A 19,750-nucleotide genomic window follows, 5' to 3' on the forward strand; every position below is an offset into this window, starting at 1 on the left:
TTTATAAGGGCGCTTATCAGCGGCGCTCGCCAGGTTAATCAACGCGGTTGTCGCATTTGTTGTTCCTGCTTCTTCCATGCCGGTGTCACGGTGATTCCGATGGGGATGTTGGTTTCTTTTATTCCCCTCCCTCTCCGAGTGCCCCCATTTTTTCCGCTCAATCTCTCTTCAGTGCCACCGGTGGTAACACTTCGTTGCGTTCGGTAAAGCAAAGTGGCGAGAGTGGAGGTGTGTCGCCATTCAACAATCCGGCGGGAAATGGAATACGGATGGCGTGTTGTTCGATCCGCTAACGAAGATTCTTTTCGTTATTGCCGGTCACGGCGGAGTGAGAAGGGCGAGCGTCTCTTCCGCCGCTGAAGAGCGATGGAAATCTTCTTTTGTTTTCTTTTTACGCGGTCGCGCATCGATCTGATTAAATAATGTACCAAGTGATTTTTTTTTATGCTATTTTCCGATTGTCGAAGTAAGTGACGTCATAGGATTAGGAGATCGATCATGGCACAAGCAAAGAAAGCCGCAGCGCGGAAGAAAACAGCGACCCGTAAAAAGGCCGCTACCGCCAGCAAAGCACCGGCGGTTCCGAAGTCCGTAAGCAACGCGGAAGCGAAAGCCAAACTGCAGGAAAAAGCGGTCGGCCAGGCAGAGAAGAAAGTTGCCCAGGCGCAGGCCAAACTGGATCGCCAGAAGAAAAAAGTGGATACGGAGAACGGCAAGCTGGCCAAGCTCCGCACTGATCTGGCCGCCAAGCGCGACAAGGCGAAAGGAAAAGCTACCGCCGCCGCCAAGCGTGCCGTCGAAACCGCTCGTGGCAAACTCAACACCCAACGTTTGAAGCTGCAGGACCTGCGCGGTGAAGCGAAACTGATTCGCGCGGAAATCCAGGCGGCTAAAAAAGTGGTGACTCGCGAGAATAAAAAGCTGCGTACTGCTCAGCGCAATCTGACCAGCAAGCTGCGTGAATATCAGCGCAAGCTGGCCAAGAAAGAGAAGGCCGAGCAGAAGAAAGCAGAGCAAAAAGCGAAGCGCGCGGCTCGCAAGAGCACCGCCAAGAAAACCACTGCGCGTAAGAAGACCACGACCCGGGCCAAAACCAAAAAGGCAGCGACCCGCAAGAGCGCGACCCGTAAGACTCCGGCGCGCAAGAAAGCCGCTCGTCGTGCTCCGGCCCGCAAGAAGGCCGCCACTGGCAGCGCAAGCTAAGTCCCTTCGATCACTCCGGCCCCGTCTCCATGGCGGGGACCGGAGCTCCTTTCCGAGCCTGATCTCTCTTTCGTTCCGGAGCCGGCAGTCACCGGGGCCGGAGCGAGCGGACGGCAAAGACCGACCTGGATCGCGTCAACATGCCCTTGAAGCCAGAGGGGCTTCCCGTTCCTTTTCCGCACTATTCCTGTGCAATAATTAGATCAAAGAAACGTGTTGATAATAATTCGCATTAGGGTTAACCTGCTTTCCAGAGATTGAGGAGTAGGTGTGGCATGTACGTTTGTCTCTGCAACGGCATCACTGACGGTCATATACGGGAAGCGGCCATGAATGGTTGCGACAGCCTGCGTGATCTTCGTCGGGAACTTGGGGTTGGCAGTCAGTGTGCCAAATGTGCCCGCCACGCCCGTCAGGTACTGCGTGATACCCGTAGCGCGGTAGCGGCGACCTCCGTCTCTGTTTCCTCCGATCAGTCGGTTGCGGTGCAATATTGGCCGCAGCCGGCTTGATCCCATGAGCAAGGTCGGCAAAGACTGATTCTCATTTGTATAACTACTTGTATTTATTGGAATTTTTTCCGATATCCCTTGCCCGTGCCGGGCTATTGCTGAACAATATTGGCACCCCAAATACCGGCACGGAGACCACCCATGAAAGGCGACAAGAAGGTTATCGAGCACCTGAACCGGGCGCTGGGTAATGAGCTGATTGCGATTAACCAGTATTTTCTGCACGCCAAAATGTACAAGGATTGGGGACTTCATGCTCTGTATGAGAAGGAGTACCACGAGTCCATCGATGAGATGAAGCACGCGGACTGGCTCATCGAGCGCATTTTGTTCCTGGAAGGGGTGCCGAACCTGCAGGATCTGGGCAAGTTGATGATTGGTGAAAACACCAAGGAAATGCTTTCCTGCGACCTCAAATTGGAGCACCTGGCGGTACCGGATCTGCGTGAAGCCATGGCCTATTGTGAGTCGGTGCAGGATTACGTCAGCCGGGATTTGTTCCGCCGTATCCTGGAAAGCGAGGAAGAACATATTGACTGGCTGGAAACGCAGCTGGGTCTGATCGAGAAGGTGGGTCTGGAAAACTACCTGCAGAAACAAATGGAAACCGCGGAAGACTGATCGCGCAACTTTTAGCCGCTCTTCCCTTGACTCTCAAAAGGGCTTTGGGAATAATGCGCAGCCTCTCAGGGCGACACGCTCTGAAGACAGTTAAAGCGCTGGTAGCTCAGTTGGATAGAGCATCTGGCTACGAACCAGAAGGTCGGGGGTTCGAATCCTCCCCAGCGCGCCATACAAACAAAAGCGGCTCCCTTTAGGGAGCCGTTTTTGTTTGTATCGTACTGCGGGAGTTATTCAGCAGAACCCCCCGGTTCGACCAGCCCGGCTTGCCGGGCGCAGGGCGTCATCGCAAGCGATGACGGGGCGCAGCCCCGAGCCGCCAAAGGCGGCGAGCCTATCCTCCCCGCACCATCGCTTTCCATTCCCGCCGAGCTTGCTACCGCTTAGGGAGCCGTTTTTGTTTGTATCGTACTGCGGGAGTTATTCAGCAGAACCCCCCGGTTCGACCAGCCCGGCTTGCCGGGCGCAGGGCGTCATCGCAAGCGATGACGGGGCGCAGCCCCGAGCCGCCAAAGGCGGCGAGCCTATCCTCCCCGCACCATCGCTTTCCATTCCCGCCGAGCTTGCTACCGCTTAGGGAGCCGTTTTTGTTTGTATCGTACTGCGGGAGTTATTCAGCAGAACCCCCCGGTTCGACCAGCCCGGCTTGCCGGGCGCAGGGCGTCATCGCAAGCGATGACGGGGCGCAGCCCCGAGCCGCCAAAGGCGGCGAGCCTATCCTCCCCGCACCGTCGCTTTCCAGTCCCGCCGAGCTTGCTACCGCTTAGGGAGCCGTTTTTGTTTGTATCGTACTGTGGGAGTTATTCAGCAGAACCCCCCGGTTCGACCAGCCCGGCACTTTCTCATCGGATCAGCGAATCCTCTCCCTTCGCCTGAATGTCGACAACTTCCCAATATCCACAGCTAAGAATTTTTCCCCTGAACACCTCGAAGCCCTGTTAACACTGCGTTTCCGACCTTTAGCAGAAAAAATCGTCCAATCCGCCATCTTGCCTGTTGTCGACAATGCCGCTACATTGCGCCGCACAAGAGTTGGCTTTCGCTGCCCAAAAGGCGGCTGAAATATGACGAGGCCGTCAAGGCCCGACGCTGAATCCTACAGGGGGAGCGCCTGATGACCGCATTACTGTCCCAGGGTCTGGAGTTGATGCTGCTCGGTATGGGAGTGGTGATGACCTTCCTGCTGATTCTGGTGGGTGTGATGGTGACCATGGCCGCGCTGATTAACCGATTCGCGCCGGCTGCCACGGCGCCGCCCGCCGCTACGGACAACCCGGCTTGCTCCGCCGAACAACCGTCTCCGCAAGTTCTGGCCGCGATTCAGGCCGCCATTCGACAACATCGGGCTACCCGCCCCTGAGCCGATCGGAACCTCCCATGACCGCGACCCAACCCCTGCGCATCACCGATGTCGTCCTGCGCGACGCCCATCAGTCCTTGCTGGCCACGCGCCTGCGTCTGGATGACATGCTGCCCATCGCAGAGAAGCTCGACCAGATCGGTTATTGGTCTCTGGAATCCTGGGGCGGCGCCACTTTCGACGCCTGCATCCGTTACCTTGGGGAAGATCCCTGGGAACGCATTCGGGAACTGAAAAAGGCCATGCCGAACACGCCGCAGCAAATGCTGCTGCGCGGGCAGAATCTGCTCGGCTACCGCCACTACGGCGATGACGTGGTGGACGCCTTTGTCGAGCGCGCGGTGAAAAACGGCGTGGACGTGTTCCGTATCTTTGATGCCATGAACGACATGCGCAATATCGAGCGCGCGGTGGCGGCGGTGATCAAGCAGGGCGGGCACGCCCAGGGCACCATCGCTTACACGGTCAGCCCGGTGCACACCCTGGAGGTGTGGGTGGAGCAGGGCAAACGGATCGAAGCCATGGGCGCTGATTCGGTGGCGATCAAGGATATGGCCGGGTTATTGACCCCCAATGTCGCCTATGAGTTGGTGAAGCGTCTCAAGGCGGACTTGTCCATACCGGTACACCTGCATTGTCATGCCACCACCGGACTGTCCACCGCCACCGCGCTGAAAGCGGCGGAAGCCGGCATCGACAACGTGGACACGGCGATTTCCTCCATGTCGATGACCTACGGACACAGCCCTACCGAAACGGTGGTGGCCATGCTGCAGGGAACGGAACGGGACACCGGACTGGATCTGAAACGTCTGGAAGACATCGCCGCTTATTTTCGCCAGGTGCGGCTCAAGTACGCCCGCTTCGAAGGCAGCCTGCGTGGTGTCGACTCACGCATTCTGGTGGCACAGGTGCCCGGCGGCATGCTCACCAATATGGAAAGCCAGCTGCGTGAGCAGAACGCGGAGGACCGCTTCGATGAGGTGCTGGAAGAAATCCCGCGAGTGCGCAAGGACCTGGGCTACATTCCGTTGGTGACCCCCACTTCGCAGATTGTCGGCACCCAGGCGGTGCTGAACGTGCTTGCCGGCGAGCGCTACAAGGCCTTGAGCAAGGAAACCCGGGGCGTGCTGCGCGGCGAATACGGCCTGGCGCCGGCGGCGTTCAACGCGGAATTGCAGGCACGGGCACTGGAAGGGGACGAGCCGGTGACCTGCCGTCCGGCGGATCTGTTGGAGTCCGAACTACCACGGTTGCAACAGGAACTGGAACACAAAGCGCAACAGCAGAATGTGTCGCTGGCACAGGGCGAGCAACGTCTGGACGATGTGCTTACCTATGCGCTGTTTCCTCAGGTGGGGCTCAAATTTCTGGCCAACCGTGGCAATGCGGCGGCCTTTGAACCGGCGCCGGAAGAAGACGGCGATGGCAAAGGCGAGGGGGTCTATACCGTTACCGTGGAAGGGCAGAGCTATGTGGTGTCGGTGGCGGATGGCGGTGATGTCGAGGGCATCCGACCATTGTCCGAGAATGGTGTTCAGGCGCCGGCCGCCGCATCGGCCTCCCAGGGCGGCGGCGCCGGAGAACCACTGAGTGCTCCGCTGGCCGGTAACATCTTCGAGGTGCTGGTCAAACCCGGACAAAAAATCGAACAAGGACAGAAAGTCCTGGTGCTGGAAGCGATGAAAATGGAGACCGATGTGTCCGCCCATCGTGCCGGCACGGTTCAGGAGGTCCGCGTCAAAAGCGGCGACGCGGTGGCGGTGGGCGACGTCCTGCTGGTCATAGGAGACTGATCCATGGAAGCCTTGCTCAGTCTCTGGCACAGCACCGGCCTGTATCACCTGACCTGGGGACAGGCGGTGATGATCGGGGTGGGTCTGGTGTTGTTGTACCTGGCCATCCGCAAGAATTTCGAACCGCTGCTGCTGGTGCCGATCGGCTTCGGCGGTATTCTCGCCAATATTCCAGTGGCCGGGTTGGCGGAGTCGGCGGTGAGCCAGGCGCTGCACTTCGGTGACAGCGCCTTGCTGGCGCAGATGGCTTCCGCGCTTGGCGTTGACCCGGCGGCGGGTGTGGAAGCCTTGATGCGGGCTTATCACCAGGCGGCGCCGGCTTTGCAGGCGCAACTGCACAACCTGGCCACCGATGCCAATTTCAGCGACGGTCTGCTGTATTTGATTTATACCGTCGGCCTCACCACCGGCGTGTTCCCGCTACTGATTTTCATGGGCGTTGGCGCCATGACCGACTTCGGCCCTTTGCTGGCCAATCCGCGCACCCTGTTGCTCGGCGCCGCCGCCCAGTTCGGCATATTCGCCGCGCTGCTCGGTGCCTTGGCGCTGAACGCGGTGGGCATGGACTTCTCTCTCGCCGATGCCGCCAGTATCGGCATCATCGGTGGCGCCGACGGCCCCACCAGTATCTACGTCACCGCCCGCCTGGCGCCGGATCTGCTTGGCGCCATCGCCGTGGCCGCCTATTCCTATATGGCCTTGGTGCCGTTGATCCAGCCGCCGGTAATCCGCCTGCTCACCACTCGCAAGGAGCGGGAAATTCGCATGGAGCAACTGCGTCCGGTGGGGCGTCTGGAAAAAATTCTGTTCCCGGTGTTGCTGTTGATCCTGGTGGCCTTGTTGTTGCCGGACGCGGCGCCGCTGTTGGGCATGTTCTGCTTCGGCAACCTGATGCGCGAGGCCGGGGTGGTCAGCCGGCTGGTGGACACCACCAGCAACGCCCTGATCAACACGGTGACCATCCTGCTGGGGCTGGCGGTGGGCGCCAAGCTCAGCGCCGAAAGCTTTCTGGTGTTGGAGACCCTGGGCATTTTGCTGCTGGGGTTGGCGGCTTTCGTGATTGGTACCGCCTCCGGTGTGCTGATGGCCCGGTTGATGAACGCCGTTGGCAAAGTGCCGGTGAACCCGATCATTGGCGCCGCCGGGGTCTCCGCGGTCCCCATGGCGGCGCGGGTGGCCAACCGGGTGGGGCTGGAATCCAATCCGCATAACCATCTGCTGATGCACGCCATGGGGCCCAATGTGGCCGGCGTCATCGGTTCGGCGGTGGCCGCCGGTGTGCTGCTGAACATGGTGGGCTGACGTCGGTATCGGTATCCTGGGGCACCCCTATAACCACTCCGGCTGATGATGAACTCCACATGGCTTGATGCCCTGATGCTCCGCTTTCACCGCCTGCGCTACCTGTGGGCGGTGGGCAGCTTTCTGCTCGGTCTGAGCAGCTATTTCCTGGTGGAACGCAAACCCTGGCTGGCCACCGTGCTGACGGTGATTCTGGTGACCACCTGGCTGGCGCTGCTCACCGAGGGCCTGTGGTCGCGATTTTTACGCGGCCAGGCCATGCAGAAGCTGTCCCAGGGGGCGTTGAAACTGATGCTCCAGGGAGTGCACCAGGAAGCCTTCTTCTTCACGCTGCCGTTCATTCTGCTGCAATGGTCCGGCGGCGCCGCCTATGTGCTGTTCACGGGCCTGGTGATGGCCAGCGCCCTGGTCAGCATCGTCGATCCGCTGTATTTCCGTCTGGCGGCGCACCGGGCCCTGTATTTCGGCTACCACGCCTGGGCGCTGTTCGTGGCGTTGCTGGTGTTGTTGCCCCTGATCGTCAAGGTGCCCACCAATCTGGCTCTGGATGGCGCCGCCATTCTCACCGCTCTGGTCGCGCTGCCCAGCTTCTGGCGTGTGGGCGGGCCCAGACCGCTGTATCGCTGGGTGGCACTGGTGCTGTTTTCCCTGGCCATTGCCAGTGTGCCGCTGTGGGGCGCCCGGCTGGTGCCGCCGCTGACCCTGTCATTGGAGCACCGGGCCATGGCGCTGACGCTCAATCGGGAGCGCCGCGAGCCGCTGGTGACCGGGACCCGCTTCAACGCGTCCGAGCTGAGTGGCGGGCTGTACGCCTATACCGCGATCCGCGCCCCGCTGGGGCTGGGCCAGCCGGTCAGCCATTACTGGTACCACGATGGCCAACTGGTGGACCGGATCGGTCTCGAGCTCACGGGTGGCCGCCAGGAAGGCTATCGTACCTGGTCCCATAAACGGCATTTCCCGGAACACGCCGAAGGCCGCTGGCGAGTGGAGGTGCGAACCGGCCGGGGGCAAGTGATCGGGGTTCTGCGTTTCGATGTGACGCCCTGATGCCCTGAATCGGTACGTCGAATCGGCGCCGAATTGGTGCGCCCTCCCTGTTTTGGTTACGCCCGTGTTCTCCGATTTTCTCACCTGCCCCTGCTAACCGGCTGAGCTTAAAGAAGTTTTCCTTTTGGCACAGGGTTTGCTCCTGTCTTGCCCGGAATGACAAACCAGTGGTCGCGCCGCCAACGGCGGTGGCGCGACCACGAGCAAAGGCGCTCAAGAACGTTCGGCGATATCCGCCAATCGTTCTTGGGCGCTTTTTTTATGGCCACCGTCCGTGGTGGCCACCCTGCGGGCCGTCACTGGAGCGACGTTAAAAATTGTTCCCGACAATTTTTTATGGCCACCGTCCGTGGTGGCCACCCTGCGGGCCGTCACTGGAGCGACGTTAAAAATTGTTCCCGACAATTTTTTATGGCCGCCGTCCATGGCGGCCACCCTGCGGGCCGTCACTGAAGCGACGTTGAACATTGCTCCCGGCAATTGTTTGCGGTTCCGAAACACAGAAGGGGTATGACGCATGATGGGAATTCAACGGTGGTGCCGCCGGCTGGCGATGCTGATGGGGCTGGTGGCGATGCCGGCCCTGGCCGAGACCGTGGGCTGGCCGGAGAAGGCGGAATTGAAGTTCGGCTTCATCAAACTGACCGACATGGCACCGCTGGCCGTGGCCTACGAAAAGGGTTACTTCGAGGAAGAAGGGCTGTTCGTGACGCTGGAGGCTCAGGCCAACTGGAAAGTGCTGCTGGACCGGGTCATCGACGGGCAACTGGACGGCGCCCACATGCTGGCCGGACAGCCGCTGGGCGCCACTATTGGCTATGGTACCCAGGCTCATATCATCACCGCGTTCAGCATGGATCTGAACGGTAACGGCATCACCGTCTCCAACGAGGTCTGGGAAGCGATGAAAACGTCCATTCCCGAGCAGGACGGCAAGCCGCTGCATCCGATCAAGGCGGACGCTCTGAAACCGGTGGTGGAAGCCTATCGCAAGGACGGCAAGACGTTTCGCATGGGCATGGTGTTTCCGGTTTCCACCCACAACTACGAGTTGCGTTACTGGCTCGCCGCGGGCGGCTTGAATCCCGGCTTCTATGCGCCGCACAAAGGCGATACCAGTGGCCAGTTACAGGCCGATGTGCTGCTGTCGGTAACGCCGCCGCCGCAAATGCCGGCGACTCTGGAGGCAGGCACCATTCACGGCTATTGCGTCGGCGAACCCTGGAATCAGCAGGCGGTGTTCAAGGGCATCGGCGTACCGGTGATCACCGACTACGAAATCTGGAAAAACAATCCGGAAAAGGTGTTCGGGGTCAGCAAGACGTGGGCGGATAAATACCCCAACACCCATATCCGCGTGGTCAAGGCGTTGATTCGCGCCGCCAAGTGGCTGGACGAGAATGACAACGCCAATCGCGCCGAGGCGGTGAAAATCCTGGCCCGCCCCAACTATGTGGGCGCCGACGAGGAAGTGATCGCCAATTCCATGACCGGCACCTTCGAGTATGAAAAGGGCGATATCAGACCGGTGCCGGACTTCAATGTGTTCTTCCGCCACAACGCCACCTATCCGTACTACTCCGATGCCATCTGGTATCTGACGCAAATGCGCCGCTGGGGGCAAATCAGCGAAAGCAAACCGGACAGTTGGTATCTGCAAACGGCGAAGGAAGTGTATCGGCCCGATGTCTATGCCGCTGCCGCCAAGGCTCTGATCGATGAAGGCAAGATGAGCACTTCCGATTTTCCCGACTTCGACAGCGAAGACGGCTTCAAGCCGCCGCAAAGCGAGTTCATCGACGGCATCACCTATGACGGCCGGTACCCGAACGCCTATCTGAAACAATTTCCCATCGGTTTGAAGGACGGCGACCGCCTTTGAGCGGCGAGGAGGAACCATGGCGACGATGACGCTACCGGGCTGGCTGGCGCCTTATCTTGATCTGATGCGCGGCAAGGCCGGGCCGGCACAACAACAGGCCGTGTTGCGGCAACTGGTATGGCCGCTTCTGGGTATAGCGCTGTTCCTGCTGTTATGGCATTGGGCGGCGCAGAACATTCAAACATCGCTGGGGCAGTTTCCCGGCCCCGCCACCGTATGGGAGCAAGCCCAGGCGCTCTACCAGGAGCATCGTCAAGGGCGGCAGCGGGAAGCGGCCTTCCATGAGCGTCAGGAAAAATACATCGAGACGCGCCTGGCGCAGCAACCGGACTGGCAACCGGTGCGCCGGGACTATACCGGTGCGCCCACCTTCTTCGATCAGGTCGGAACCAGTCTGATTACCGTGATGAGCGGCTTTCTGCTGGCCTCGGCGCTGGCCATACCGCTGGGCATCGTGGTCGGCCTGAGCGCCGGCGTGCACGCGTCGGTGAATCCGCTGATCCAGATTTTCAAACCGGTATCGCCGCTGGCCTGGCTGCCGCTGGTGACCATGGTGGTCAGTGCCGTGTACACCAGCAGTGATCCCTGGCTGGCCAAGTCGTTTCTCACTTCCATGTTCACCGTCACGCTGTGTTGTTTATGGCCCACCTTGCTGAACACCGCGGTTGGCGTGACCTCGGTGAGCAGCGATCTGACCAATGTGTCGCGGGTGTTGCGTCTTAATGCTTTCGAGCATGTGCGCCGCATTGTGTTGCCCTCGGCGCTGCCGATGATGTTCACCGGCCTGCGATTGAGTCTGGGAATCGCCTGGATGGTGCTGATCGCCGCGGAAATGCTGGCGCAGAATCCGGGCCTCGGAAAGTTCGTCTGGGATGAATTCCAGAACGGCAGCTCCCAGTCACTGGGCCGCATCATGGTGGCGGTGCTGGTGATCGGGTTGATCGGTTTTCTGTTGGACCGGTTGATGCTGGCGCTGCAACGGTTTCTGGTATGGGACAAGAGCGCCGCGCAGCGCTAGGGGGATTTATGACAGCGTTATTGGAACTATCCAACGTAGGCATGACCTTTGATACACCCACCGGGCGTTTCGAAGCCTTGAAGGGGGTGAACCTGAAAATCGCCGCCGGTGAATTCGTGTCGCTGATCGGTCACTCTGGTTGCGGCAAATCCACCGTGTTGAACATTGTCGCCGGCTTGCTGCGCGCCACCGATGGCGGCGTGATTCTGGAGCGGCGGGAAGTCACCGAGCCTGGCCCGGAACGGGCGGTAGTGTTCCAGAATCACTCGCTGCTGCCCTGGCTCACCGCCTTTGAGAACGTGGAACTGGCGGTGCGCCAGGTGTTCCGAAAACAGAAAAGCAAAAAGGAAATGCGAGACTGGGTGGCCTATAACCTGGAGCTGGTGCACATGGCGCATGCCATGGACAAGACCCCTCAAGAGATCTCCGGCGGCATGAAGCAGCGGGTGGGCATTGCCCGGGCGCTGGCCATGCAACCGCGCGTGCTGCTCATGGATGAGCCTTTCGGCGCGCTGGACGCGCTTACCCGCGCCCACCTGCAGGATTCACTGATGGCGATTCACGCGCAACTGGGCACCACCGTGATCATGATCACCCACGATGTGGACGAGGCGGTGCTGTTGTCCGATCGCATCGTGATGATGAGCAACGGCCCGTCCGCCACCATCGGCGAAGTGCTGCCAGTGGCGCTGCCACGCCCCAGGGACCGGTTGGCGTTGGCGGACGATCCCGTTTACCACCGCTGCCGGCAAAAGGTGCTGCGGTTTCTGTATGAAAAGCAAAACAAGGTCACCGCCTTGCCCAGCCGTCCGGACCCGGCGCCGCCGCAGCGGCGGCAGGCGTAATCGGCGTCATGACGGTGCGGATCAGGGCGCGGGTTTGCACCTGATCGGTGCGTTTCCCGCGCCCCCGTCCGTGCGCGGCATGAAAACCGGGCCATGACCGCTTGGCACAGCGGTTGCTACAACCGGGGGGAAGCCAACCAACATGGATGCCGACAAGCCCATGCCATTGAAGATCATGCTGGTGGACGATCAGCCGCCGCGGGCAGCGATGCTTGAGCGGGCCCTGGAAGATGAAGGGCACGTCATTCTGTGCCGCCTCACCAGCGCCGCCGGTTTGTCACAGAAAGTGATGGCGTGCAATCCGGACATGGTGATCGTCGATATGAACGCGCCGGACCGCGATACGCTGGAGAGTATGGCGCTGGTGCAGCGCGACATGCCCCGTCCCATCGTCATGTTCTGTGGCCAGGACGACGAGGATCTGATTGTCGCCGCCTTGCGCGCTGGCGTCAGCGCCTATGTGGCCGGTGAAACCGACCTGTCCCGGGTGCGCGGCGTGATGCGGGTGGCCACCGCCCGCTTCCGTGAGTACCAAGCGCTTCGAGAGGAGTTGGAGAAGACCCGGGAGGCGCTGGAGGAGCGCAAGCTGATCGAGCGCGCCAAGGGCTTGTTGATGCAACGGCGCCGCCTCAATGAGCAGGACGCCTACACCATGCTGCGGCGGCAGGCCATGAACACCGGGCAACCTCTGATCCAGGTGGCCCGTTCGGTGTTGGATTACGCCGATCTGTTGAAAGCCCAGGGGTGACGATGAAGCAAACTCAGCATGTCCGCATTGGCTATATGCCGCTCACCGACAGCCTGCCGCTGGTGGTGGCCCAGCAAGCCGGTTATTTCGCCGATGAAGGACTGGAGGTGGAACTGCAGCCGGAATGGAGCTGGGCCAGCCTGCGTGATCGCTTGCTGGTGGGGCAGGTGAACGCGGCGCCGATGCTGGCGCCCATGTTATTGGGCACATCGCTCGGCCTGGGTTGCATCAAGAAACCGCTGGCCACCGCCTTTTCCATGGGCGTCAACGGTAATGGCGTGACCGTGTCGCCGATGCTGTACCACGGTTTGTGCGCGCTGGCGCCGGGGCCCTCGCCCCAGGACATGGCGGTGGCGCTGAACAAGCTGGTGGCGGCCCGGGCCAGCGCCGGTGACGCGCCGCTGGTACTGGCGGTGGTGTTCCCGTTTTCCTGTCACGCCTATCAATTGCGTCACTGGCTGGCGGTGGCCGGACTCGACCCGGACCACGACGTCAAACTGGTGGTGCTGCCGCCCTCGCAAATGGTGGATCACCTGCGATTGGGTCATATCGACGGCTTCTGCGTGGGTGAACCCTGGAACAGTCTGGCGGCGCTCACCGGTGCCGGACATTGCATTCTGTCCGGCTACCAGATCTGGGAGAACGCGCCGGAAAAAGTGCTGGCGGTGACCCGTGAGTGGGCGGCGGCCCATCCGGATGCCCACCGCGCTCTGCTGCGCGCCCTGTATCGGGCGGCGGCCCATGCCGATGAGCGTCTGCAAGAGTGCCTTGAGTGGCTGGCGCATCCGGCCTGGCTGGGCGTGCCGGCGGAAGTGATCGGCGCGCCGTTTTCCCAGCGCTTGCCCGGCGGGCTCACTGGTCAGCCGTTTCCGCGTCATCACTTCCATGTCTTCTCCGCCTACCAGGCCAATTTTCCCTGGCGCTCGGACGCGGAATTTCTGCTCGGCGAGATGCAGCGATGGCGGCAGGGCCGCATCGAAGAGACAAGCACTTTCGCCGCGCAATGCTACCGCACGGATCTGTATCGGGACGCGGTGGGGGATCTGACCAATCTGCCGAAGGTGGATCACAAGCCGGCGGAAAGGCACGCCGGCCAGTGGCGGCTACCCGGCGATCCAGCGCCGGTGGAACTGGGGCCGGACCGGTTGTTGCAGGTGGAGTGAGGGCTTCATCGGGGGGGCACGGGTCTGTACGAAGGCCTTCCGGGAACGCCGTGAATACGTCCATGTAGGCTCCCGGTTTGACGTCCCTGTCAAACAGGGTCCCGGAAGGCCTTCGTACAGACCCGCTTGGAGTGAACCGCCGCGTTTGGGGCTCCGACAACGACGAACCTTTCAGGACAGGAGAAATCGCACTCTCACCTCTGCATGACGTTTTTCAGAGGTTTCACAGTGGTTGAAAGAACGCCTGTGCTTGCCGGTTACCTCGAAGCGGAGCCGCGTTACGCCTTTGCGGGACTCTGCTTCACGGTGTTCCCGCAAAGGCGTAACGCGGCTCCGCTGTCCCTGATGGAGGATGACGGCTCCCGCTAAGCCGCCATGGACCTTTTTTACGCCGTGCGCAATTGCTTGGCGGCGGCCACCATGTTGGCCAGGGCGCCTTGGGTTTCTTCCCACTTGCGGGTTTTCAGGCCGCAATCCGGGTTGACCCACAGCCGTTCCTTGGGCAAACGCTCGGCGGCTTTTTCCATCAAGCCCACCATCCAGGCCACATCCGGTTCGTTGGGGGAGTGGATGTCATACACCCCCGGACCGATGTCGTTGGGGTACTGGAAGTCGCGGAACGCATCCAGCAGCTCCATATTGGAACGGGAGGTCTCGATGGTGATGACGTCCGCGTCCAGGGCGGCGATCGCCTCGATGATGTCGTTGAACTCGGAATAGCACATGTGAGTGTGGATCTGGGTGTCATCATCGACTCCCACGGTGGCCAGGCGGAAGCAGTCCACCGCCCAGTCCAGGTAGGCTTGCCATTCCCCCTGACGCAGCGGCAGGCCTTCGCGCAGGGCCGGCTCGTCGATCTGGATCACCTTGATGCCGGCGTTTTCCAGATCCCGCACTTCGTCACGCAGGGCCAGGGCGATCTGCTTGCAGGTTTCCGAGCGCGGCTGATCGTCGCGCACGAAGGACCATTGCAGAATCGTCACCGGGCCGGTGAGCATGCCTTTCACCGGTTTATCGGTCAGGGATTGGGCGTAGCGGGCCCATTCCACCGTCATCGGATTGGGGCGCCGCACGTCGCCGAAAATGATCGGCGGTTTCACGCAACGGGAACCGTAGCTCTGCACCCAGCCGAAGCGGGTGAAGGCGAAGCCCTCCAGCAGCTCACCGAAATACTCCACCATGTCATTGCGTTCGGCTTCGCCGTGCACCAGCACATCCAGTTCCACTTCTTCCTGATAACGGATGCAGCGGGCGATTTCCTGCTTCATCTGTTCGGTGTAGGCGGCGTCATCGAGTTTGCCGGCTTTCCAGTCCCGGCGCGCTTCGCGGATTTCCCGGGTCTGCGGGAAAGAGCCGATGGTGGTGGTGGGGAACGCCGGCAGTTTCAGCGCGTCCTGCTGTTTGGCGATACGTTCAGCGAACGGGCTCAGACGATCACGGGAAAGGTCGCCGCTGGCGCCGATCCGCTCGGCCACCGCCGGGTTATGGATGCGGGTGGATTCAGAGCGTGCCCGCAGTGCTTCGCGTTGCGCTTGCAGGCCCGCCTCGGCGGCGGCATCGCCGTCCAGCGCGCCGCCCAGCAGGGCCAGTTCGTCCAGCTTTTGTTTGGCGAAGCTGAGCCAGCTTTTCAGTTCGGTATCGAGCTTGTCTTCCTGGTCCAGGTCCACCGGGCTGTGCAGCAGGGAGCAGGAGGGCGCCAGCCACAAACGGTCGCCAAGTGCCTCCTTGAGCGGCTTCAGGGTGGCCAGAGCGGCATCCAGGTCGGTGCGCCAGATATTACGGCCGTTGATGTAGCCGAGGGAGAGCACCTTGTCACCGAGCCGGCTGATCACTTGTTCCAGATCGTCATCGCCGCGTACCCGGTCCAGGTGCAGGCCGGCCACCGGCAGTTCCAGGGCGGTGAACAGGTTGTTCTTCAGCGCGCCGAAATACGTGGCCAGCAGCAGCCGGGCGGTGCTGGCGGCGGCCAGTTGGTCATACACCCGCAGGTAGGCGCGCTGCCAGGCGTCGGGGAGATCCAGCACCAGGATCGGCTCGTCGATCTGCACCCATTGCACGCCCTGATCCGCCAACCGCTGCAGAATCCGGCGGTAAACTGGAATCAGAGTCTCCAGCAGAGCCAGCTTGGCGCTGTCGTCGGCGCCGTCGAAGTCCTCGCCCTTGCTCAGGTAGAGGTAGGTCAGCGGGCCGGGGATCACCGGTTTCGGATCGTGGCCGAGGGCCTTGGCTTCCTCGACCTGCTCGAACAGACTTTCGCGGGCGATGCGGAAGTTCTGATCGGCGGCCAGTTCCGGCACGATGTAATGGTAGTTGGTGTCGAACCACTTGGTCATTTCGCAGGCGGCCGCCGGGGTGCCGGTGGGCGCGCGGCCACGGGCCATGCGAAACAGGGTGTCCAGATCCACGTCGGCATCGGCGTCCTGGCCGAAGCGCGCCGGCACCACGCCGAGCAGGCAGGAAAATTCCAGAATCTGGTCGTACCAGGCGAAGTCGCCCACCGGCAGCAGATCGATGCCGGCCTGTGCCTGCAGGGCCCAGTGCCGTTCGCGCAGACTGCGGCCAACGTGTTCCAGTTCGCTTTGCTGTAAGGTGCCGGCCCAGTAGGCCTCCTGTGCCTGTTTCAATTCCCGGCGGGCGCCGATGCGCGGGAAGCCCAGGTTGTGCAAGGTGGTCATGATCGGTCCTTTCGAATGCGGTCGGATTTCAATGGCGCTATTGTGGTGGGACTGTCTGTTGAGACAAAATCAAATATCTAATCTTTAATATGAGGGTATCTCATGTTGGAGCTGCGCCATCTGCGCACCCTGCAGGCCATCGACGATGCCGGCTCCCTGGTGGAAGCCGCGGAGCGGCTCCATGTCACTCAGTCCGCCCTGTCCCATCAGTTGAAGGATCTGGAGCACCGGCTCGGGTTGGAACTGATCGTGCGGCGCACACGGCCGGTGCGGTTCACCACCGCCGGCAGCCGCCTGCTGGCGCTGGCCCGGCAGATCCTGCCGCTGGTGAAGAAAACCGAGACCGAATTGAAGCGGCTCTCCGCCGGTGACAGCGGCCGTCTGCACATCGCCATCGAATGCCACTCCTGCTTCCAGTGGTTGATGCCGGCGCTGGACCGGTTCCGCGAGGACTGGCCGGAAGTGGAGCTGGATCTGTCCGCCGCCTTCGGCTTCGAGCCGCTGACCGCGCTGACCCGGGGCGATCTGGACATGGTGGTGACCTCGGACCCGGTGGACGACCCGGCGGTGTGCTACCTGCCGCTGTTCCGCTATGAGCTGGTGTTGGCGGTGGCGCGTGACAGTGAATGGGCGGCGCGGCGCTTTATTGAGCCCGGGGCGTTGGCGGAGCGGACCTTGATCACCTATCCGGTGGAGCGTGAACGGCTGGACGTGTTCACCGCTTTCCTTGACCCGGCCGGGGTGGCGCCGGGCTCCGTGCGCACCGCCGAGTTGACGCCGATGATGGTGCAGTTGGTGGCCGCTGGTCGTGGCGTGGCGGCGCTGCCGAACTGGGCGCTGACCGAGTATCTCGATCTGGGTTTGGTGAAAAGCGTGAGGCTGGGCGAGGAAGGGGTCTGGCGCACCCTGTATGCCGCGGTACGCCAGGGGGATCAGACGGTGCCCTTTATTCAGGACTTCATGGAGACCGCCGAGGCACTGTGCTTCAAAAACCTGTCCGGCATCCGGCGGGTCAACCTATCAGCTTGAGTCCGATGATGCCGCCGACGATGGCGGCCACGCACAGCAACCGGGCCGGTGTCGCCGGTTCCTGGAACAGCACGATACCGAGAATCACCGCGCCGGTGGCGCCGATGCCGGTCCACACCGCGTAGGCGGTGCCTACTGGCAGGGTTTTCATCGCCGTGGACAACAGCCAGAAGCTGATGGCCATGGCGGTGACGGTGAGCAAGGTCGGGAGCGGGCGGGTGAAACCTTCGGTGTATTTGAGCCCGATGGCCCAGCCGGTTTCCAGCAGACCCGCGAGGAACAGCAGATACCACGCCATGACGAGGTCCTTTTCGTGGCGGGGTCGTCCCCGGAACAGGCGGCGCTCAACGCCGCGCCCCGAGGTCGTCCTTGGGGTATGCACCATAATAGAGCAAAGAAAAGGCAGGGAACAATGAACAGTTAAGAGTGAACAGTTAAGAGTGAACAGTTAAGAGTGAACAGTTAAGAGTGAACAGTTAAAAAAACAGAAAGATTGCGGTATCGCAAATGGTGGTTGCGTACTCGCAAATGACGTTTCAAATTTTGTTTTCCGCGGCAAGGGACCTGCTCAGCCGTTGCGCGCGGCGCTTTGCCTTTCAGTTTCGCTTGCCCCCTCTCGCGCACTATTCACTGTTCATTTCTAACTATTAACTGCTCTGCTTGTAGGGGGTTTTGCTCAGCGCGCTGTTGTAGTAGCGCGGGTCGCCGGTGACCTCGTCGCCGAGCCACGGGGGCAGGGGGAAGGTCTGGTCTTCGTGGTCCAGTTCCAGTTCGGCGACGATCAGGCCCTGGTTTTCGCCGTGGAAGACATCCACTTCCCAGGTGTGGCCCTGGTGGGGAATCAGGTAGCGGGTTTTGTCGATGACGCCTTCGCCGCACAGTTCGTCGAGCATGGCGCGGGCGTCCCGTGGCGGGATCGGGTATTCGAATTCGCTGCGGCTGGCGCCGTGGGTTTCCCCCTTGATGGTGAGCCAGGCGCTGCCGCCCTTGAGCCGCACCCGCACCGTGGCCCGTTTGTCGTGGCTGAGATAGCCCTGGGTCAGACGCTCGCCGTCGAGGCCATCGAGAAAGGCGCTGTCGCGGACCAGGAATTTGCGTTCGATTTCGATGCCCATGGGCTCTCCCCGTATGCTGTTTTGTCCCACCAATCATAGCGGAAATACATGCTATACTGCGCCGCCGAACCGAGCCCAACGCCTGTTATTTCCTGATCAGGAGCCCCATGAGCAGTGACTCCCTTCGTCTGACCGTCCGGCAGCTCCAGTGCGAACGGGATGAGCGCGTGCTGTTCCGTGATCTGGCGTTCCAGGCCCGCGCCGGCGAGATCTGGCAGATTACCGGCGCCAACGGGGCGGGCAAGACCACTCTGTTGCGGATTCTGGTAGGGCTGCACGGCTTTTATGAAGGCCAGGTGCGCTGGCATTCGCCGCTGGCGCCGGATCTGCTCTATCTGGGGCATCAGCCCGGCGTGCGTGAAGAACTGACCGCCCGTGAGAATCTGCGCTTCAGTGCCGCGCTGAACAACCAGCCGGGAGACGTGGACGCGGCCCTGGACGCGGTGGACCTGTACGGCTTCGAAGACGTGCCGGCGGCGCATCTCTCCGCCGGCCAAAAGCGCCGGGTGGCGCTGGCGCGGCTGTGGTTGGCGCCAAAAAAAGTGTGGGTGCTGGACGAACCCTACACCGCCATCGATCAGAGCGGGGTGGCACGCCTGGACCAGCGCATACGTGATGCCGCCGGCAACGGCACTTTAGTGCTGTATACCTCCCACCACCGGGTCGGCGATGATGTGCGGCGGCTGCATTTGGGCACGGAGGCGCCGGCATGAGCGGACCCTGGTGGGCGACCCTGCGCCGGGAACTGACTCTGATCTGGCGGTCCCCGGCGGATATGGTGCAGCCGCTGTTCTTTTTCATGGTGGTGGTCAGCCTGTTCCCGCTGGGGTTGTCGCCGAAGCCGGAATTACTGGCGCTGGTGGCGCCGGGTGTGGTCTGGGTGGCGGCACTGCTGGCGGTGATGCTGTCGCTGGACGGGCTGTTCCGCCGTGACCAGGAAAGCGGTGCCCTGGATCAGATGCTGACCGCGCCGGTGGTGTCGGTGCTGCCGGTTTCGGCCAAGCTGCTGGCGCACTGGCTGCTGACCGGCTTGCCGCTGGCGTTGATGGCGCCGTTGTTGGGCTACATGATGCAGCTGCCGGTGCCGGCCCTGGCCACGCTGACTTACAGCGTGCTGCTGGGAACGCCGACGCTGACGGTGATCGGCGCCATTGGCGCGGCGTTGACCGTGGGCCTGAATCGCGGCGGCATTTTGCTGGCGCTGCTGATTCTGCCGCTTTATGTTCCGGTGCTGGTGTTCGGCGCCGGTGTGGTGCGCGCCGCCGTGGACGGCTCTCCCACCCAGGGGTTGCTGGCGGTATTGGGCGCGTTGCTGGCGTTGGCGCTGAGTCTGGGGCCACTGGCGGTGGCCATGGGCCTGCGTATCAGCGCCGGAGACTGACCGCCGGGGTCGATGACGACAACCGCCGGGGCCGACGACAAAAAAATAGA

At 61.7% G+C, this 19,750-nt stretch carries 19 protein-coding genes and 1 tRNA gene; 16 read left to right on the forward strand and 4 right to left on the reverse strand.

The genetic code is table 11. The features are described 5' to 3' along the window. Positions 1-498: 498 nt before the first annotated feature. The 8 genes from RYH70_RS07285 to RYH70_RS07320 all read left to right on the forward strand — a co-directional run bounded on the left by RYH70_RS07285 (position 499) and on the right by RYH70_RS07320 (position 7,844). The gene (locus RYH70_RS07285; protein WP_022997597.1) at positions 499-1,203 is read left to right on the forward strand and encodes a hypothetical protein; all 705 of its coding nucleotides are present in this window, start codon (positions 499-501) and stop codon (positions 1,201-1,203) included. A 275-nt stretch (positions 1,204-1,478) separates the two neighbouring features. Continuing rightward, positions 1,479-1,715: a bacterioferritin-associated ferredoxin gene (locus tag RYH70_RS07290; protein WP_080530697.1), complete on the forward strand. Its 237-nt coding sequence runs from the start codon at positions 1,479-1,481 to the stop codon at positions 1,713-1,715. Positions 1,716-1,856: 141 nt separating this feature from the next. Further along, positions 1,857-2,336 carry a bacterioferritin gene (bfr, locus tag RYH70_RS07295; protein WP_022997596.1) on the forward strand — a complete coding sequence of 160 codons (480 nt, stop codon included), beginning with the start codon at positions 1,857-1,859 and terminating at the stop codon, positions 2,334-2,336. Positions 2,337-2,431: 95 nt separating this feature from the next. After that, positions 2,432-2,508: transfer RNA gene (locus tag RYH70_RS07300), tRNA-Arg, on the forward strand. Positions 2,509-3,450: 942 nt separating this feature from the next. Beyond that, the gene (locus RYH70_RS07305; protein WP_014993914.1) at positions 3,451-3,696 is read left to right on the forward strand and encodes an OadG family protein; all 246 of its coding nucleotides are present in this window, start codon (positions 3,451-3,453) and stop codon (positions 3,694-3,696) included. A 17-nt stretch (positions 3,697-3,713) separates the two neighbouring features. Then, a complete protein-coding gene (oadA, locus tag RYH70_RS07310; protein WP_022995705.1) occupies positions 3,714-5,492 on the forward strand; it encodes a sodium-extruding oxaloacetate decarboxylase subunit alpha in 1,779 nt (592 codons plus the stop codon). 3 nt (positions 5,493-5,495) lie between these two features. Then, positions 5,496-6,794, forward strand: a complete 1,299-nt coding sequence (locus RYH70_RS07315) for a sodium ion-translocating decarboxylase subunit beta (RefSeq protein WP_116028062.1) — start codon at positions 5,496-5,498, stop codon at positions 6,792-6,794. A gap of 75 nt (positions 6,795-6,869) precedes the next feature. Next, a complete protein-coding gene (locus RYH70_RS07320; RefSeq protein ID WP_233918077.1) occupies positions 6,870-7,844 on the forward strand; it encodes a DUF5924 family protein in 975 nt (324 codons plus the stop codon). A gap of 213 nt (positions 7,845-8,057) precedes the next feature. Here the strand turns inward: RYH70_RS07320 and RYH70_RS07325 are convergent, their stop codons facing one another. After that, positions 8,058-8,363 (reverse strand): hypothetical protein, encoded by a 306-nt coding sequence (locus RYH70_RS07325; RefSeq protein ID WP_145912290.1) that lies wholly within the window; start codon positions 8,361-8,363, stop codon positions 8,058-8,060. 34 nt (positions 8,364-8,397) lie between these two features. Between RYH70_RS07325 and RYH70_RS07330 the strand changes: the two genes are divergently transcribed. From RYH70_RS07330 to RYH70_RS07350, 5 genes are all read left to right on the forward strand, one after another. Continuing rightward, positions 8,398-9,726 (forward strand): CmpA/NrtA family ABC transporter substrate-binding protein, encoded by a 1,329-nt coding sequence (locus tag RYH70_RS07330; RefSeq protein ID WP_231504713.1) that lies wholly within the window; start codon positions 8,398-8,400, stop codon positions 9,724-9,726. Between the two features lie 16 nt (positions 9,727-9,742). Further along, a complete protein-coding gene (locus RYH70_RS07335; protein WP_317009991.1) occupies positions 9,743-10,744 on the forward strand; it encodes an ABC transporter permease in 1,002 nt (333 codons plus the stop codon). Positions 10,745-10,752: 8 nt separating this feature from the next. Next, positions 10,753-11,589 (forward strand): ABC transporter ATP-binding protein, encoded by an 837-nt coding sequence (locus tag RYH70_RS07340; RefSeq protein WP_063140124.1) that lies wholly within the window; start codon positions 10,753-10,755, stop codon positions 11,587-11,589. 142 nt (positions 11,590-11,731) lie between these two features. After that, positions 11,732-12,337 (forward strand): ANTAR domain-containing response regulator, encoded by a 606-nt coding sequence (locus RYH70_RS07345; protein ID WP_063140125.1) that lies wholly within the window; start codon positions 11,732-11,734, stop codon positions 12,335-12,337. A 2-nt stretch (positions 12,338-12,339) separates the two neighbouring features. After that, positions 12,340-13,500: a CmpA/NrtA family ABC transporter substrate-binding protein gene (locus RYH70_RS07350; protein ID WP_063140126.1), complete on the forward strand. Its 1,161-nt coding sequence runs from the start codon at positions 12,340-12,342 to the stop codon at positions 13,498-13,500. Positions 13,501-13,886: 386 nt separating this feature from the next. On the opposite strand, the gene metE is transcribed toward RYH70_RS07350, so the two are convergent. After that, a complete protein-coding gene (metE, locus tag RYH70_RS07355) occupies positions 13,887-16,175 on the reverse strand; it encodes a 5-methyltetrahydropteroyltriglutamate--homocysteine S-methyltransferase (protein ID WP_026948951.1) in 2,289 nt (762 codons plus the stop codon). A gap of 102 nt (positions 16,176-16,277) precedes the next feature. Here metE and RYH70_RS07360 point away from each other — a divergent pair, with 102 nt between their 5' ends. Continuing rightward, positions 16,278-17,204, forward strand: coding sequence for a LysR family transcriptional regulator (locus RYH70_RS07360; protein WP_284455696.1), 927 nt, complete (start codon positions 16,278-16,280; stop codon positions 17,202-17,204). On the opposite strand, the gene sugE is transcribed toward RYH70_RS07360, so the two are convergent. Both sugE and RYH70_RS07370 read right to left on the reverse strand, forming a co-directional pair. Beyond that, positions 17,188-17,502: a quaternary ammonium compound efflux SMR transporter SugE gene (sugE, locus tag RYH70_RS07365; RefSeq protein WP_014993925.1), complete on the reverse strand. Its 315-nt coding sequence runs from the start codon at positions 17,500-17,502 to the stop codon at positions 17,188-17,190. The genes RYH70_RS07360 and sugE overlap by 17 nt on opposite strands. A gap of 349 nt (positions 17,503-17,851) precedes the next feature. After that, positions 17,852-18,319 carry a CYTH domain-containing protein gene (locus tag RYH70_RS07370; protein ID WP_233918073.1) on the reverse strand — a complete coding sequence of 156 codons (468 nt, stop codon included), beginning with the start codon at positions 18,317-18,319 and terminating at the stop codon, positions 17,852-17,854. A gap of 107 nt (positions 18,320-18,426) precedes the next feature. Between RYH70_RS07370 and ccmA the strand changes: the two genes are divergently transcribed. Beyond that, on the forward strand, positions 18,427-19,032 hold the full coding sequence (gene ccmA, locus RYH70_RS07375) for a cytochrome c biogenesis heme-transporting ATPase CcmA (protein WP_026948949.1): 606 nt from the start codon (positions 18,427-18,429) through the stop codon (positions 19,030-19,032). After that, positions 19,029-19,700 (forward strand): heme exporter protein CcmB, encoded by a 672-nt coding sequence (ccmB, locus tag RYH70_RS07380; RefSeq protein WP_022993974.1) that lies wholly within the window; start codon positions 19,029-19,031, stop codon positions 19,698-19,700. Before ccmA ends, ccmB begins: the two co-directional genes overlap by 4 nt. Positions 19,701-19,750 lie beyond the last annotated feature (50 nt).

Origin of the sequence: Alloalcanivorax xenomutans, from assembly GCF_032810065.1 — a bacterium.
Taxonomy (GTDB): Bacteria; Pseudomonadota; Gammaproteobacteria; order Pseudomonadales; family Alcanivoracaceae; genus Alloalcanivorax; species Alloalcanivorax xenomutans.

Bases quoted from the DNA above. Each gene is read 5' to 3' on its own strand.
- RYH70_RS07285 (WP_022997597.1), top strand. From the start codon at position 499: ATGGCACAAGCAAAGAAAGCCGCAGCGCGGAAGAAAACAGCGACCCGT.
- RYH70_RS07290 (WP_080530697.1), top strand. From the start codon at position 1,479: ATGTACGTTTGTCTCTGCAACGGCATCACTGACGGTCATATACGGGAA.
- bfr (WP_022997596.1), top strand. From the start codon at position 1,857: ATGAAAGGCGACAAGAAGGTTATCGAGCACCTGAACCGGGCGCTGGGT.
- RYH70_RS07305 (WP_014993914.1), top strand. From the start codon at position 3,451: ATGACCGCATTACTGTCCCAGGGTCTGGAGTTGATGCTGCTCGGTATG.
- oadA (WP_022995705.1), top strand. From the start codon at position 3,714: ATGACCGCGACCCAACCCCTGCGCATCACCGATGTCGTCCTGCGCGAC.
- RYH70_RS07315 (WP_116028062.1), top strand. From the start codon at position 5,496: ATGGAAGCCTTGCTCAGTCTCTGGCACAGCACCGGCCTGTATCACCTG.
- RYH70_RS07320 (WP_233918077.1), top strand. From the start codon at position 6,870: ATGCTCCGCTTTCACCGCCTGCGCTACCTGTGGGCGGTGGGCAGCTTT.
- RYH70_RS07325 (WP_145912290.1), bottom strand. From the start codon at position 8,363: ATGCGTCATACCCCTTCTGTGTTTCGGAACCGCAAACAATTGCCGGGA.
- RYH70_RS07330 (WP_231504713.1), top strand. From the start codon at position 8,398: ATGCTGATGGGGCTGGTGGCGATGCCGGCCCTGGCCGAGACCGTGGGC.
- RYH70_RS07335 (WP_317009991.1), top strand. From the start codon at position 9,743: ATGGCGACGATGACGCTACCGGGCTGGCTGGCGCCTTATCTTGATCTG.
- RYH70_RS07340 (WP_063140124.1), top strand. From the start codon at position 10,753: ATGACAGCGTTATTGGAACTATCCAACGTAGGCATGACCTTTGATACA.
- RYH70_RS07345 (WP_063140125.1), top strand. From the start codon at position 11,732: ATGGATGCCGACAAGCCCATGCCATTGAAGATCATGCTGGTGGACGAT.
- RYH70_RS07350 (WP_063140126.1), top strand. From the start codon at position 12,340: ATGAAGCAAACTCAGCATGTCCGCATTGGCTATATGCCGCTCACCGAC.
- metE (WP_026948951.1), bottom strand. From the start codon at position 16,175: ATGACCACCTTGCACAACCTGGGCTTCCCGCGCATCGGCGCCCGCCGG.
- RYH70_RS07360 (WP_284455696.1), top strand. From the start codon at position 16,278: ATGTTGGAGCTGCGCCATCTGCGCACCCTGCAGGCCATCGACGATGCC.
- sugE (WP_014993925.1), bottom strand. From the start codon at position 17,502: ATGGCGTGGTATCTGCTGTTCCTCGCGGGTCTGCTGGAAACCGGCTGG.
- RYH70_RS07370 (WP_233918073.1), bottom strand. From the start codon at position 18,319: ATGGGCATCGAAATCGAACGCAAATTCCTGGTCCGCGACAGCGCCTTT.
- ccmA (WP_026948949.1), top strand. From the start codon at position 18,427: ATGAGCAGTGACTCCCTTCGTCTGACCGTCCGGCAGCTCCAGTGCGAA.
- ccmB (WP_022993974.1), top strand. From the start codon at position 19,029: ATGAGCGGACCCTGGTGGGCGACCCTGCGCCGGGAACTGACTCTGATC.